This is a genomic window from Pseudomonas sp. NFPP28, assembly GCF_900115535.1.
Taxonomy (GTDB): Bacteria; Pseudomonadota; Gammaproteobacteria; order Pseudomonadales; family Pseudomonadaceae; genus Aquipseudomonas; species Aquipseudomonas extremorientalis.
In genome coordinates this window covers 470,835-485,904 of the sequence record NZ_FOWT01000003.1, presented here as the reverse complement: position 1 = coordinate 485,904, position 15,070 = coordinate 470,835, and the positions used below count along the sequence as shown (strand labels likewise).

Annotated in this window: 13 protein-coding genes; 6 read left to right on the top strand and 7 right to left on the bottom strand. The window is 62.4% G+C overall.

The window, feature by feature from the left end:
* Positions 1 to 164: 164 nt before the first annotated feature.
* Positions 165 to 2,774 (bottom strand): bifunctional aconitate hydratase 2/2-methylisocitrate dehydratase, encoded by a 2,610-nt coding sequence (acnB, locus tag BM110_RS10950; protein WP_071487935.1) that lies wholly within the window; start codon positions 2,772 to 2,774, stop codon positions 165 to 167.
* 396 nt (positions 2,775 to 3,170) lie between these two features.
* Between acnB and BM110_RS10945 the strand changes: the two genes are divergently transcribed.
* Positions 3,171 to 3,641 (top strand): DUF1289 domain-containing protein, encoded by a 471-nt coding sequence (locus tag BM110_RS10945; RefSeq protein WP_092244140.1) that lies wholly within the window; start codon positions 3,171 to 3,173, stop codon positions 3,639 to 3,641.
* Positions 3,642 to 3,772: 131 nt separating this feature from the next.
* Here BM110_RS10945 and BM110_RS10940 read toward each other — a convergent pair whose 3' ends face one another.
* A complete protein-coding gene (locus BM110_RS10940) occupies positions 3,773 to 4,636 on the bottom strand; it encodes a universal stress protein (RefSeq protein ID WP_093121199.1) in 864 nt (287 codons plus the stop codon).
* A gap of 154 nt (positions 4,637 to 4,790) precedes the next feature.
* Between BM110_RS10940 and BM110_RS10935 the strand changes: the two genes are divergently transcribed.
* Positions 4,791 to 5,393 (top strand): MiaE family protein, encoded by a 603-nt coding sequence (locus BM110_RS10935; RefSeq protein ID WP_071487932.1) that lies wholly within the window; start codon positions 4,791 to 4,793, stop codon positions 5,391 to 5,393.
* On the opposite strand, the gene BM110_RS10930 is transcribed toward BM110_RS10935, so the two are convergent.
* On the bottom strand, positions 5,349 to 6,548 hold the full coding sequence (locus tag BM110_RS10930; RefSeq protein WP_093513372.1) for an MFS transporter: 1,200 nt from the start codon (positions 6,546 to 6,548) through the stop codon (positions 5,349 to 5,351). The two genes, BM110_RS10935 and BM110_RS10930, sit on opposite strands and share 45 nt — an antisense overlap.
* A 157-nt stretch (positions 6,549 to 6,705) precedes the next feature.
* Here BM110_RS10930 and BM110_RS10925 point away from each other — a divergent pair, with 157 nt between their 5' ends.
* Both BM110_RS10925 and BM110_RS10920 read left to right on the top strand, forming a co-directional pair.
* Positions 6,706 to 7,413, top strand: coding sequence for a winged helix-turn-helix domain-containing protein (locus tag BM110_RS10925; protein WP_092244131.1), 708 nt, complete (start codon positions 6,706 to 6,708; stop codon positions 7,411 to 7,413).
* Positions 7,414 to 8,691 carry an ATP-binding protein gene (locus BM110_RS10920; protein ID WP_092244127.1) on the top strand — a complete coding sequence of 426 codons (1,278 nt, stop codon included), beginning with the start codon at positions 7,414 to 7,416 and terminating at the stop codon, positions 8,689 to 8,691.
* 105 nt (positions 8,692 to 8,796) lie between these two features.
* On the opposite strand, the gene BM110_RS10915 is transcribed toward BM110_RS10920, so the two are convergent.
* The 4 genes from BM110_RS10915 to BM110_RS10900 form a co-directional block, all read right to left on the bottom strand.
* On the bottom strand, positions 8,797 to 9,588 hold the full coding sequence (locus BM110_RS10915) for a MipA/OmpV family protein (protein WP_093513421.1): 792 nt from the start codon (positions 9,586 to 9,588) through the stop codon (positions 8,797 to 8,799).
* A gap of 17 nt (positions 9,589 to 9,605) precedes the next feature.
* Positions 9,606 to 11,420: a serine hydrolase domain-containing protein gene (locus BM110_RS10910; protein WP_092244124.1), complete on the bottom strand. Its 1,815-nt coding sequence runs from the start codon at positions 11,418 to 11,420 to the stop codon at positions 9,606 to 9,608.
* A gap of 94 nt (positions 11,421 to 11,514) precedes the next feature.
* Positions 11,515 to 12,003, bottom strand: coding sequence for a GFA family protein (locus BM110_RS10905; protein ID WP_092244121.1), 489 nt, complete (start codon positions 12,001 to 12,003; stop codon positions 11,515 to 11,517).
* Positions 12,004 to 12,036: 33 nt separating this feature from the next.
* Positions 12,037 to 12,927 (bottom strand): LysR family transcriptional regulator, encoded by an 891-nt coding sequence (locus BM110_RS10900; protein WP_093513371.1) that lies wholly within the window; start codon positions 12,925 to 12,927, stop codon positions 12,037 to 12,039.
* 131 nt (positions 12,928 to 13,058) lie between these two features.
* On the opposite strand from BM110_RS10900, the gene BM110_RS10895 reads away from it, so the two are divergent.
* Together BM110_RS10895 and BM110_RS10890 are read left to right on the top strand one after the other, a co-directional pair.
* Positions 13,059 to 13,877, top strand: coding sequence for an HTD2 family dehydratase (locus tag BM110_RS10895; protein WP_093513370.1), 819 nt, complete (start codon positions 13,059 to 13,061; stop codon positions 13,875 to 13,877).
* A gap of 28 nt (positions 13,878 to 13,905) precedes the next feature.
* Positions 13,906 to 15,069, top strand: coding sequence for an acyl-CoA dehydrogenase family protein (locus BM110_RS10890; protein WP_093513369.1), 1,164 nt, complete (start codon positions 13,906 to 13,908; stop codon positions 15,067 to 15,069).
* Position 15,070 lies beyond the last annotated feature (1 nt).

Genomic DNA, 15,070 nt, shown 5'->3' with positions numbered 1-15,070 from the left:
AAAATGTGGGAGGGGGCTTGCCCCCGATCGCGGTGTCTCAGTGCCGGATTTATTGGCTGACCCACTGCTATCGGGGGCAAGCCCCCTCCCACATTTGTACTGCATTCCAGGCATAAAAAACGCCGCGTACCTCACGATACGCGGCGTTTTTTCACATCAACACCTTAGGCTTGAATCACCGGGATGTTGGCGCTTGCTGCGATCTTGCGGAACTCGGCGATCTGGTCGAAGTTCAGGTAGCGGTAGACGTCACTGGCCATGGTGTCCAGTTTCGCTGCGTAGCCCATGTACTCTTCGACGGTCGGCAGGCGACCCAGGGTAGAAGCTACCGCTGCCAGCTCGGCCGAAGCCAGGTAGACGTTGGCGCCGTCACCCAGACGGTTCGGGAAGTTACGGGTCGACGTCGACACCACGGTCGAATTCGGCTCAACACGTGCCTGGTTACCCATGCACAGCGAGCAGCCCGGCATTTCCATGCGCGCGCCAGCCTTGCCGTAGATGCCGTAGTAGCCTTCTTCGGTCAGTTGGTGAGCGTCCATCTTGGTCGGCGGCGACAGCCACAGACGGGTTGGCAGCTGACCCTTGACCTGCTCCAGCAGCTTGCCGGCCGCACGGAAGTGACCGATGTTGGTCATGCACGAACCGATGAACACTTCGTCGATCTTCTCGCCGGCAACGCTCGACAGCAGGCGGGCATCGTCCGGGTCGTTCGGTGCGCAGAGGATCGGCTCGTTGATGTCGGCCAGGTCGATCTCGATGATTTCGGCGTATTCCGCGTCGGCATCGGCTTCCATCAGCTCAGGGTTCTTGACCCAGGCTTCCATCGCTTGGGCGCGACGTTCCAGGGTGCGTGCATCGCCGTAGCCTTCACCGATCATCCAGCGCAGCAGGGTGATGTTGGAGTTCAGGTATTCGGTGATCGACTCTTTCGACAGCTTGATGGTGCAACCGGCAGCCGAACGTTCTGCCGAGGCGTCGGACAGCTCGAAAGCCTGTTCCAGCGTCAGGTCGTTCAGGCCTTCGATTTCCAGGATGCGGCCGGAGAAGGCGTTCTTCTTGCCTTTCTTCTCTACAGTCAGCAGACCCGACTGGATCGCGTAGTAAGGAATGGCATGAACCAGGTCACGCAGGGTGATGCCAGGCTTCATCTTGCCTTTGAAGCGCACCAGGATCGATTCCGGCATGTCCAGTGGCATCACGCCAGTGGCTGCGGCGAACGCAACCAGACCGGAACCGGCCGGGAACGAAATGCCCATCGGGAAACGGGTGTGGGAGTCACCACCGGTACCCACGGTGTCCGGCAGCAGCATGCGGTTCAGCCAGCTGTGGATGATGCCGTCGCCTGGACGCAGCGATACACCGCCGCGGGTCATGATGAAGTCAGGCAGGGTGTGGTGGGTGGTCACGTCGATCGGCTTTGGATAGGCCGCGGTGTGGCAGAACGACTGCATTACCAGGTCGGTCGAGAAGCCCAGGCACGCCAGGTCTTTCAGTTCGTCACGGGTCATCGGACCGGTGGTGTCCTGGGAACCCACGGTGGTCATCTTCGGCTCGCAGTAGGTGCCAGGACGAACGCCTTTGCCTTCTGGCAGGCCGCACGCCTTGCCGACCATTTTCTGCGCCAGGGTGAAGCCTTTGCCGGTGTCGACAGGCGCTTCAGGCAGCTTGAACAGGTCGGTTGGGCCCAGGCCCAGCTCGGCACGGGCCTTGTCGGTCAGGCCGCGACCGATGATCAGCGGGATACGGCCACCGGCGCGGACTTCGTCCAACAGCACCGGAGTCTTCATTTCGAAGGTGGTGATGACTTCGTCGGTGCCGTGTTTGCAGACCTTGCCAGCATGCGGGTACAGGTCGATCACGTCGCCCATGTTGATGTTGGAAACGTCGAATTCGATTGGCAGTGCGCCGGCATCTTCCATGGTGTTGTAGAAGATCGGGGCGATCTTGCTGCCGAAGCAGAAGCCGCCAGCGCGCTTGTTCGGCACGTACGGAACGTCGTCGCCGAAGAACCACAGTACGGAGTTGGTCGCGGATTTACGCGAGGAACCGGTACCGACCACGTCACCGACGTAGGCGATCGGGAAGCCCTGGCCGCGCATTTCTTCGATCTGCTTCATCGGGCCGGTCTTGCCTTGCTCGTCCGGCACAATGCCTTCACGGGCCATTTTCAGCATGGCCAGGGCGTGCAGTGGGATGTCGGGACGGGACCAGGCATCCGGCGCAGGGGACAGGTCGTCGGTATTGGTTTCGCCGGTCACCTTGAATACGCGCAGGCTGATCTTGTCGGCCAGGGTCGGGCGGTTGCGGAACCACTCGCCGTCAGCCCAGGACTGGATCACGGCTTTGGCGTGTTCGTTGCCGTTGCGGGCTTTTTCGGCCACGTCGTGGAACGCATCGAACATCAGCAGGGTGTGCTTGAGTTGGGCGGCGGCGACGGGAGCCAGTGTGGCGTCGTCCAGCAGCTCGACCAGGGTCACGATGTTGTAGCCGCCTTGCATGGTGCCAAGCAGTTCAACGGCGCGTTTCTTGTCGATCAGGGGGGAAGTGGCTTCGCCCTTGGCCAGGGCAGACAGGAAACCGGCCTTGACGTAGGCAGCTTCGTCAACGCCTGGTGGAATGCGGTTGGTGATCAGGTCAACGAGGAATTCTTCTTCGCCAGCCGGAGGATTTTTCAGCAGCTCGACCAGGCCTGCGGTTTGTTCGGCGTTAAGCGGCTGGGGAACAATACCCAGGGCTGCGCGCTCTTCGATATGTTTGCGGTAGGCTTCAAGCACAGTTATTACCCTCATCAGTGGTCCCACGGGACGCTCATCCAGAAATGAACGGCACGCATGCGCTCGGGGGCTTTTTGGGCCGCAAAGCCAGCGCTGCCGGCATTCCTCACAGAAGCTGCTTTCAAAGTTTTACGCCTGCAGAACGGAGCTGATGAGGGTTGGCGAGGGCTTTGACCTACCGAGTCAGGGCCCGCGCCAACACCGTTCTGAAGGAACGACTGTGCTCGTGACGCTTTGAAAACAGCTTCCAGCGGATTATTGGCGCCTTACAAGGCCGGATGATTCTACGGCAAAAAATTTCTAAAGGTAAGTTGCCTGACCAAGTTTGCTGGGTGATCACGCTTAGACAAAGGGCTAACATGGCGCATTGTTTTGCTGATCTGCGTGTCGTTACCCATGTCCAACCAAACCATCAAGACCCCCTGCGTCGGCCTGTGCTCCACGGTTTACGGCGATCTGGTGTGCCGTGGCTGCAAGCGCTTCCACCACGAAGTGATCCAGTGGAATGGCTATAACGAGGAAGAAAAACGCGCGGTCTGGCTGCGATTGGAGCAGCTGTTGGTGCAGGTGATGGCCGGCAAACTGGAGGTCTTCGACCCCAAGACCCTGCGCGGCCAGCTGGAACAGCGCAAGATCCGCTTCGTGCCGCACCAGTCCGAGTACTGCTGGGCCTACCAGTTGATCGCCCGGGGCGCGCGGGTGATTTCCAACCTGGAGGCGTATGGGATGGTGCTATTACCGGAATTTCGCGATTGGCCGTTGCCGGACCTGCGCGATGCGATTGACCGTGAGTTCTTTATCCTGTCCGAGGCGCATTACCAGCGCTATATCGCGCCGGGTCTCCTGCGCGATGTGTTTTCCACCTGACAACGGATAACCCCGTGGGAGGGGGCTTGCCCCCGATGGCAGTGTGTCAGCCCGGGATTTATCAACTGACACACCCTCATCGGGGGCAAGCCTCCTCCCACTTTTTATCTTCATTGTTTGAAAGGTCGGCATCAGGCCTTGGTGGCCTGCTCCACCAGACGGTCCATCACTTCGTCAGGTTTCAGCACCAGCACATCACTCTCCAGGGCATCCAGCACCACCTCTGCGGTGTTACCGATCAGCGCCCCGGAAAGACCTGTGCGCCCCACGGTGCCGATGATGGTGACCGCCGCCGGCAATTGGTGGGCAAGGTAGGGGATCAGTACATCGGCAGGGCCTTCTTCAATATGCAGGTGCTTGTCATCCACATCGAACTCAGCCTGGAACGCCCTGCATTGCTCGCGATACCGCGCCTGGATGGTTTCCTTGAGTTGGAACGTCGGGTCCGCCGCCGACAGCATCGGTGACGGATGTGCGCTGATCACATGCAACTGCGCCTTGGCCAGGTTGGCGATATCAAAGCCATGGTCAATGATCGAATTGTGCAGCGAACGGTGTTCGCCATCGGTGTTGCCTACGTCGATCGCCGCCAGGATCTTTCCGCCGGTCCAGGGTGTAGACGTCTTGACCAGCAATACCGCGCTCGGGCAATAGCGCAGCAGCTTCCAGTCCGCCGGCGTCAGCAGGGCTTTTTTCAGTGGACTGTCCGGGAAATGCTGTTTGATCACCAGCCCGCAGCCTTCGGCCTGCTGCACGTCGATAATGGTTTCATGCAGGCTGGTATTCCATGCCTGCTCGGTGCTGACGTGGTAGCCATCTTCCTGCAGGCCCGCCTTGAGCAGCGCCAGCAGCGCCGAGTGCTCATGCTTCTTGTCGCACACCAGCAAGTGCAGGTGTGCGTCGGTGACCCCGGCGATCAGCTTGGCGCGCTTGAGGGCCAGGCTTTCCGAATGTTCGGGTTCGATGACCACCAGAATGCTGCGGATGGCTTGCATGATCGGGATCTCCATAAAAAGGGCGGGGCCTGGAACAACTATAGTTGCTGGCGCGCGCACGTCATGTTGATGCACATCAAGGCCGGTGGCTGGTGGTCTGCGGCGGGGTCGGTATAATCGCCGGCCTTTTGTGATCCTTTTGCCCGTGAGCCCGATGAACCTGCCAGAAATCCACGAATTCCTCGGTTGCCGCACCCCTGATGCCTGGGTCCAGGCCGCGCTGGCCGATCAGGAAACCCTGCTGATCGACCACAAGAACTGCGAATTCAAAGCCGCCAGCACCGCCCTGAGCCTGATCGCCAAGTACTACAGCCATGTCGACCTGATCAACATGATGTCGCGCCTGGCCCGCGAGGAGCTGGTGCATCACGAGCAGGTCATGCGCCTGATGAAAAAGCGCAAGATCGAGCTGCGCCAGCTGCATGCCGGGCGCTATGCCTCGGGCTTGCGCAAAGTGGTGCGCAGCCATGAACCGGTGAAACTGGTGGACACCCTGGTGGTCGGTGCTTTTATCGAAGCGCGCAGTTGCGAGCGTTTCGAAGCCCTGGTGCCGCATTTGGACGAAGAACTCGGCAAGTTCTATTTCGGGCTGCTGAAGAGCGAGGCGCGGCACTTCCAGGGTTACCTGAAGCTGGCGTACCAGTACGGCGACGCCAAGGACATCGCCCAGGTGATCGAGCGGGTCAGGGCGACCGAGCAGGACCTGATCGAGTCACCCGACATCGAGTTCCGCTTTCACAGTGGCGTGCCAGCCTGAGGCCACGGCCACACCGAGCAATGCGGCGATCCCGGCCAACAGCAGGATCACCGCCTGCGTCCCCAGCGGCGCCGCCAGCAACGCCACCGCCAGGCCCGCCAAGGGTTGCGGCAGGTTGTTGAGCAGGGTGATCACGCCCACGGTCTTGCCGAAGTCCTGCACGGGGATCACCCGCTGGCGGGTGCTGCGCAGGTAGACGTTGAACATCTTGTCGAAGCCGGTCACCAGCAGGAAACCCACGGCATACAGCCATACGCCGGGGCTTGCGGCCATGATCAACGCCCCCACCCCGATCATCGAATACGACAAGCCGCCCAGCACTTTCAACGGCAGGCCGGCCCGGGCCAGATAAAACAGAATGCCGATGGTCACCAGTGCACCCGCTGCCTGCAGCAGGGCATAGGCGTCCTTGTCTGCTGCAAAGTGGCCGGTGACCATCGCCGCCGATGTGGCCAGGGTGACGCCAATGATCAGGTTCACCCCCACGGCCAGGGTGATGATCCGTTTCAAGTCCGGCAGGCTGCGGATATGCCCGAACGCAATCTTCAGCGGTTGCAGCCAGATATCCTGATGCTGTTCGAAGGTTTCCAGGTGCGCCGTGCTGGAGCGTTGCCACGCGCGCATCGCCAGGTCGGCCAGTACAAACAATCCGGCCACCCCCAGCACCACCCAATGCCAGGCCCAGACTTCCAGCATCAGCGCCGCCACCAGCGGCCCCAGCACCAGCCCGCTCTGGTCGGCGATCTGCGAGTAGGAGAGGGTCTTGGCGTAGCTGTAGTGCGCGAAGATGTGCGGCATCAGCACTTCCCGCGCCATGATGCCCTGGGTCGTCAGCACCCCGCACAACGCCGAGAGCAGGACAATCCAGTAGAGGCCATCGAACACCCCATGCAAGACCACCGCGAGCACACACGCCAGCGCCCGGTAAACCTGGCTGATCTGCAGCAGGCGCACTGGCGCGAATTTATCGCACAAGGCGCCACACACCGGGAACGCCAGGTAACGCGGTAGCGACTCGACGAAGAACGCCAGCCCGGCCCAGGCTACACTCTGCGTGGTCTGGAATACGATCAGGGGCACGATGAATAGCAGGATCTGGTCCGCCAACCGCGAGAGGAACAGCGAAACAAAGAACGCCAGGTAATCCTTGCGCATACAACTCCCTGTGGCTGGCGTTAAAGAGTGCGGGGTATTTGTTAAAAACTCTTAAAAGCATGAAGCTTCGTCGGCAACGGCTGGCCAGTTGCTTAAGTTGGGCAGCTTGCCACTTATAATGCCCGCTCTTCAATCTGCGTCTGCACACTGAGAACTTATGGAAAACCTGGGGCTGGGCAAGGTCTTGCTCGTTGAAGACGACGAAAAACTCGCGGGGCTGATCGCGCACTTCCTGGCGCAGCATGGCTTCGAGGTGCGCGTGGAGCACCGGGGCGATGAGGCCCTTGCAGCGTTCCTGGCGTTCAAGCCGAAGATCGTCGTGCTGGACCTGATGCTGCCTGGCCAGAGTGGCCTGCATGTGTGCCGTGGGATCCGCACGGTGTCTGACACGCCGATTGTGATCCTGACGGCCAAGGAAGATGACCTGGACCACATCCTGGGACTGGAGTCCGGTGCCGACGATTATGTGATCAAACCGATCAAGCCGCCCGTGCTGCTGGCGCGCCTGCGTGCCCTGCAACGGCGCCAGGCCCCGGAGCCGACGGTGCGTGGTGCCCTGGCGTTCGGGCGGTTGGCCATCGATCGCAGTTGTCGGGGGGTCAGCCTGGGGGATGACAAGATCGATCTGACCACCATGGAATTCGAGCTGTTATGGCTGCTGGCCAGCAACTCAGGCACGATCCTGTCCCGCGATGACATCCTCAACCGCATGCGCGGTATCGCGTTCGACGGCCTCAACCGTAGCGTCGACGTGTACATCAGCAAACTGCGCAGCAAGCTCAACGACAACCCCCGTGAACCGGTGTGCATCAAGACCATCTGGGGCAAGGGCTACCTGTTCAACCCGTTCGCGTGGGAGGCTTAAATGCTGCGGCTGTTTCTGCGCCTGTATGTGATCCTGGCCCTCGGTCTGGCGGGGGCGATCTGGCTGGTCAACTACACCTTCGACGAGCTGCTGCCCGAAGCCAACGAAACCTATAACCGCGAAGCCTTGCGCGGCCCGGCGTATGCCCTGGTGGAACAGCTGCGTCCGCTCGGCGCCGAGCAACGCCAGGCCCGGCTGGCCGAGTTGCAGCCCCATTATGGGCTGCATTTGAGGTTGGTCCAGAAGGACACCCAGGCGCTGACCGAACGCGAGACACAACTGCTGGCCGCTGACTTGCTGGTGGTGCGCGGTGATTTCATGGAGTTCCTCGCCAGCATTGACGGTGGCCCGCAGTTGCTGGAAATCAAACTGCCGGAAGAGCCCAAGTGGCTCTACCTGTGGGCCTATGGTTTTCTCGGGGTGTGCCTGGCGATCGTCCTGTATTTCTGGGTGCGCCCGCACTGGCGCGACCTGGAGCATATTCGCCTGGCCGCACAACGCTTCGGTGACAACGACCTCGGTTCACGCATCCTGCTGCCGCGCCGTTCCACCGTGCGCGAGCTGGCGGGGCACTTCAATCAGATGGCCGAACGCATCGAAAGCCTGATCGCCAACCAGCGCGAACTGACCAACGCCGTGTCCCACGAGCTGCGCACGCCGATTGCGCGCCTGTCGTTCGAACTCGACCAGCTCAAGCAACAAGTCGACCCGCGTCTGCGCGGCGAACTGATTGCCGACATGTATGCCGACCTGGGCGAGCTGGAAGAAATGGTCTCCGAACTGCTCACCTACGCCAGCCTGGAGCGCGGCGCCACCCAGGTCACCCGCGAGCGCATCGAGGCCCACAGTTGGCTCGACAGTGTGATCGGCAGCGTGGCGCTGGAGGCCGAAGCCGCCGGTATCCAGTTGTCGTTGCGCACCTGCGAAGTGGACTACATCCAGATCGAACCGCGTTTTATGGCGCGGGCGGTGATCAACTTGCTGCGCAATGCCATTCGGTATGCCGAGCGGCGTGTGGAAGTGTCGCTGGTCAAGTTCGGCAGTGGCTATGAAGTGCGGGTGTGTGATGACGGCCCAGGCGTGCCGGAGGAAGGCCGCTCGAAGATCTTCCAGCCCTTCATGCGCCTGGACGACAGCCGCGACCGTCGCACCGGTGGCTTTGGCCTGGGCCTGGCACTGGTGCAGCGGGTGTCGCAGTGGCACGGCGGCCAGGTGCAAGTGCAGGATTCGGAATGGGGCGGCGCGTCGTTCCGGATGACCTGGGCGTACGCCGAATAGCGCTTTTACATTCAATGGAGATCCAAGTGTGGGAGGGGCTTGCCCCCGATAGCGATATGGACTGATGCACCGCCATCGGGGGCAAGCCCCCTCCCACCTATCCAATCAGAACGTGTATTCCAGCACGCCCATCACCGACGTCTGCAACCGTCGCTCCACAATCGGGCTCTTGCCCGCTTCATCCGCCAGGTACTGCACATCCAGCAAGGTCGAGAACTCGGTGTGCTCGCTGATCGGCAGGCTCCAGGCCAGGTTCAGGCCATTGCTGATATTGCCGGCACCGGCCTTGTAGGCCTTGAAGCGGCTGCGCGCGGCTTGGCCGGTAGTGACGCCGTACCAGGTCTGCATATAGTCACGGTCGCCAAAGTGGCTGTTGATGCTGGCATCGACGGAGCCATAACGCCCCTCGTACAGCGTGGTGCCCAGACTCAATTCCAGATGGGTGAACGCCTTGCCGCTGTCCTTGTGGTCATCTTCCTTGAGGGCATGTTCCAGGGTCGCGCCGACAATGGCGCCGCCGAGATTGTAGTGGGCACTCACGCCCAGTTGCGGGCGTGACTTGATTTCGCCCATGCCCTTGAGGCGCTTGGAGCCCAAGTGCAGGGATTCGTTCTTGTCCTTGCGCGATGCGCTGGCGCCGACATACGCACTGAAACTCAAGGCGTTGCCTTCGTAGCCCCAGCCCAGGCCCTTGTCGGTATCGAGGAAAATTCCCCAGGGGCTGACAATGGCGCCGCCGAACACCGGGGCAGTCATGCGCTCGTCACTGCCGCTGTAGCGCGGCAGATTGGCCATGCCGGCTTTGAGGCTGTAGGTCCAGTCCTCGGCCAGTGCTGCGTCGGCGCCTGCCAGCAAACACAGCGAGGTGAGGGACAGGCAGAGGTTTTTGGGGCTCATCAGGGTTTTCATGTCAGTCAGAAACTCAAGGGTGGATGGGTACGTTTGAAGGAGTAGCCCGAGGCGCTCAGGCCGTTGACCTGGCGGCTGACGGTGTCGCCCAGGCCATAGCCGTTGCCGGCGAGCACGGCATGGGCGTTGTCCACGGGCAGCAGGATGTAGTCGGTCAGCGGCTCGTCGTGCAGTTGGCCGCGAATCACCAGGAAACCTTCTTCCAAGCGCACGCTGATGCCGCTCAACGGCGCATCGGGCTCGTGGGTGTTGAGCACTTGGTAGGTCCCGACGGTGTCGGCCCAGGCCATGGGCAAGGGTGGCGGGTCGATGCGTTCACCGATGGCGATGCGCTGGCCGTGGCTGCGCGCGGTGAGCATCTGCCGGCCCTGCACGGTGATCACATCCAACTGCACGCGGCCGAGTTCGCCGAGGTCCTTGAGCCAGAACCCCAAGACTTTCTTCTGCGCGCGCAGCCAGCCGTGATCGTCACGCAGCAGCTCGAAGTCGTAGCCGGCCAGTTCACCGCGCAGCCGACCGGCGTCGTCCCGGATGCGGAATACGCCCCAGGCGGTGGCGTAAAACCCGGACAGGCGCTGGCGGTCGACGGCGGCCGGCACCTGGCGCAACTTGAGCCCGTGGCGGGGCGCCTGGCAGTCTTCGCTGCACACCGGCTCGCCGGTCTGCGCCTGGAGCATCAGGCGCAGGGTGTCGGTGGTCAACGTGGCAACCAGGTCTTCGGCGTTGCTGTCATTGGCCATGATGATCACCGCCAGTTGCTGGTCTGGCAGCAGGGTCAACTGCGCGGCGAAATCATCGCCGCCACCGCTGTGCTGATAGGTGCGCACCCCAGGCCCGACCGGCTCGTCACCGCACGGTGCGAGAAACCAGGCCAGGCCGATCCGGCAATCGAAGTCCAGGGCGTTGCCGGTGTTTTGCTGGGTAAACATGTCATCGATGGAGCGCTGGTTCATTACCCGGTTGCCCTTGTACAGGCCCTCGGCGAACAGCATCTGCACGTAATGGCTGAGGTCCTTGGGGCTGGCCCACAAGCCGCCGGCCGCCAGGTCGCGCACCTGCGCGTCGGTGCTGGCGATACCGTCCTGATAGCCCTGGGCGCGATAGCTCACCTGTGCGGCGGTGCCGATAAAACTCGCCTGGTTCATCTCCAGCGGCTTGAGCAGGCTGTGTTGCATTTGGGCTTCGAACGCTCTGCCGCTGCTGCGCTCGATCGCCGCGCCGACCAGCGCATAACCCAGGTTGGAATACGCCACCTGGGTGCCGGGCGGTGTACTCAGCCAGACGCCGGACAGGCGCATCGGCATCTGCCCCATGGCATAGCTGTTGCGCAGGTCGCGCAGGTGCTCGCTGGGCAGGCCGGATTGATGGCTGAGCAGGCGGCGCAAGGTGATGTCGCGGTCGGCGGCCTGCTGGTCGGTGTGGAAGCGCGAGCGCACGTAGAACTCGCGCAATGTCTGTTGGATCGGTGCATCCAGCGCCAGCCGCTGCTGTTCAACCAGTTGCAGGGCCGCGCTGGCGGTGAGCAGCTTGGAGATCGCACCGGCGCGAAACGCCGTGTTCGGCGTCACCGGCACGCCCAGTGTTTTGTCGGCCAAGCCGAACCCAGCGGCCCAGATCAACTCCTGGCCATTGACCAGGGCAATCGACAAACCGGGCACGTTGGCCTGGGCCATGTCCCGAGGGATGCGGGTTTGCAGGTAGCGGATGATCGCGCTGTAGTCGCCCTTGGGGATCGGCGGCGGGGCAGAGGCTTGCCCATGGCAGCCGATGCTGCCCAGCAGGCAACCGAGCAATGGAATACCGCGCAATGTGCGAAGCATGAAGAGCACCCGGCAGGTGGTTTGGATGCTCGAATGCTAGGGGCGTGGCGCCTGGGGGTCTTTGACAGCTTTGTCGAGAAACTGTCAAAGAGTGTTAACGGGCCAGCCCATGCCGCTCATGCCACTGGGCAATGGATTCTTCGGGATACTCATTGAACTGCTGATCGCCCTTGCGCAACGTGACCTCCACCCACGGCGCCTTCGACCCCAGCATCAAGTGCGTATGGTCCGGCGGCACCGGCAATGGTGTGTCGATGGCCGAGGCAAACGGGTGGATCAGCTCCGGCCATTCCGGGCTGAACACCCACAGCGCGCTGCCGCACTGCGAGCAGAAGTGCCGCTCGGCGCTACTCGCATGGGCACGGCTGGCGCCTTCGGGCTTGAGTCTGGCGTGGTAGATCGTAATGGATTTGCGTCCGCGCACCTTCAAACTCGCGGTGTTACCGGCCAGGTTGATCGCGTAACCGCCACCGCCCTGGGTCTTGCGACAGATCGAGCAGTAGCAGCGCTGGTAAGGGTAGGGGTGGGCACTGGTGAGGCTGAACGTGACGGCGCCGCAATGGCAGGATCCTTCGAGCTGCATGGGCTGACTCCTTTGGCAAGGTGACTGATCAGCTTAGGCGTTTTCCGGCATCAGTGTGGCAATCAACGCCCGAATGGTGCCGGGTAACGCCTCCAGCTCCCGCACCAGGATGCTGCGCTCGCGGATTGCCCACGGCTCATCAAGCTTCACCGCCACCAGTTGCATGGTGCGGCTGTGGCGTACAGCGGCGGACTCGGGAATGATGCCGATGCCCACGCCGGCTTCGACCATCCGGCAGATCGCCTCGAAACTCGACACCTGGATACGCAGCGACAAGTGCTTGCCCAGTCGCTCGACGTGTTCACGCAGGAAGCTCAGCAAGGTGCTGCCTTCATGCAGGCCGATGTGCTGGTAGGCGAGGGTCTGTTCCAGGGTGACTGAGGTTTGTTGCGCCAGTGCATGCCCCACCGGCACCATCAGCACCAGTTTATCCGTGCTGAAGTGCAGCACCTGCAACCCCGAGGCTTCCACGGGGCCGGCGATGATGCCCATGTCGCTGGTGCCATCCAGCACACCACGCACGATGTCGCGGGACAGGCGCTCCTGCAGGTCCACCGTTACGCCAGGGCGCTGGGACAGGAAGCCCGCCAGCACCTCCGGCAAGAACTCGGTGACCGCCGTGGTGTTGGCAAAAATGCGGATATGCCCGGCGGAATCCACGCCGTATTGGGTGAATTCGCTTTTCAGGTAATCCACCTGACGCATGATCAACCGCGCATGGTGCAGCAGGCGCTCCCCGGCCGGGGTGATCTCCACGCCACGGCTGTCGCGGTACAGCAGACGCGTGTCGAGTTGGCCTTCGAGGGCCTTGATCCGCGCACTGGCGGCGGCCGGCGAAAGAAACGCACGCTTGGCGCCCTGGGTCAGGCTGGGGGATTCGGCGATGTGGATAAACAGGCGCAGGTCGGCCAGATCGAAGTGCATGCAAGACTCCCGGGACAGGGTGGCGGCGTTCAGCATAACCGAACGCTGGTTTATTGAAATGCAAATTCCCGGAACGGGTGCGTCCTTGCATGATCCGGGGCAGACACTCACTGCCCGAGGACCTGCACCCGATGAGCGCCACCGATTGGATCGGCCGAAGCGAAACCGCCCACGACCACCTCAGCCATAACCTGCTCAAGCGTATTGCCGCCACCTTCGGCGAAGCCGTGCCCGAAGACGGCGCGGATATCCCGCCGCTGTGGCAGTGGTGTTTCTTCCAGGACCCACTGCCGGAAACCGCCCTGGGCACTGACGGTCATCCGGCCCGTGGCGGCTTCCTGCCGCCAGCCGACAACCGCAATCGCATGTGGGCCGGTGGGCGCATCGAGTTCCTGCATGCACTGCGTGCCGGTGAGGCGGCGACCCGGGTGTCGACCATCACCCAGGTCGAAGAAAAGACCGGCCGCAGCGGCGCGCTGCTGTTCGTCACCGTGCGCCACGACTACTCCCAGCAAGGCCGCCTGGCGATCCGCGAGGACCAGGACATCGTCTACCGCGAACCCACGCCGCCCAAATCGGGCAGCGGCGAGGCGCTGGAGCAGGGCGAGTGGTCCGAAACCGTCGACCCCACGCCGACCCTGCTGTTTCGCTACAGCGCGGTGACCTTCAACGGCCACCGCATTCACTACGACTACCCCTATGTCACCGGCACCGAAGGCTACTCGGGACTGGTGGTGCACGGGCCGCTCATCGCCACCCTGAGCCTGCGTGCGTTCTGCCGCGCCCGTCCCGACGCCACCTTGCGCCGGTTTGCCTATCGCGGCGTGCGGCCATTGATCGCGCCGCAACCCTTCGAAGTGGGCGGGCGCGTGACCGAGACCGGTGTGGCCCAGCTGTGGGCCGGCAATACCGATGGCCTGGCACAGCAAGCCCAGGTGCATTTCGAATAATCCAAGAACAACAGGCGGAGAGCCGCAGATGAACCCGAATGACAACGAAGAACTCAATGCCATCCGCGACGGCGTGCGCGCCTTGTGCGCTGAATTCGATGCCGCTTACTGGCGCCGGATCGATGAAGAGAAGGGCTTCCCCGAAGCCTTCGTCAAGGCGCTGACCGACGCCGGCTGGCTGTCGGCGATGATCCCCGAAGAATACGGCGGTTCCGGCCTGGGCCTGGCCGAAGCTTCGGTAATCCTTGAAGAAGTGAACCGCTGCGGCGGCAACTCCGGCACCGTGCACGGCCAGATGTACAACATGTTCACCCTGTTGCGGCACGGCAGCGAAGCGCAGAAACGCTTCTACCTGCCCAAGCTGGCCAGCGGCGAATTGCGCCTGCAATCGATGGGCGTGACCGAGCCCACCACCGGCACCGACACCACCAAAATCAAGACCACCGCGATCAAGCGCGGCGACAAGTACGTGATCAACGGCCAGAAGGTGTGGATCTCGCGGATCCAGCATTCCGACCTGATGATCCTGCTGGCGCGCACCACGCCGTTGGCCGAGGTGAAGAAGAAATCCGAAGGCATGTCGATCTTCCTGGTGGACCTGCGCGAAGCCATCGGCAACGGCCTGACCGTGCAGCCCATCGCCAATATGGTCAACCACGAGACCAACGAGCTGTTCTTCGACAACCTGGAGTTGCCGCTGGACAGCCTGATCGGCGAAGAGGGCAAGGGTTTCAAATACATCCTCGACGGCCTCAACGCCGAACGCACGCTGATCGCCGCCGAATGCATCGGCGACGGCCGCTGGTTTATCGAAAAAGCCTGCGCGTATGCCCGTGACCGCGTGGTGTTTGGCCGGCCCATCGGGCAGAACCAGGGTGTGCAGTTCCCGATTGCCGAGGCGCATATCGAGATCGAAGCGGCGGACCTGATGCGCTGGCGCGCCTGCGAGGAATACGACAGCGGTAAACAGGCCGGCGCCAGCGCCAACATGGCCAAGTACCTGGCGGCCAAGGCGTCCTGGGAGGCGGCCAATGCCTGCCTGCAAACCCACGGCGGTTTCGGCTTTGCCTGCGAGTACGACGTGGAGCGCAAATTCCGCGAGACGCGCCTGTACCAGGTGGCGCCGATCTCCACCAACCTGATCCTGTCCTACGTGGCCGAGCACTTGCTCGAACTGCCACGCAGCTTCTGAG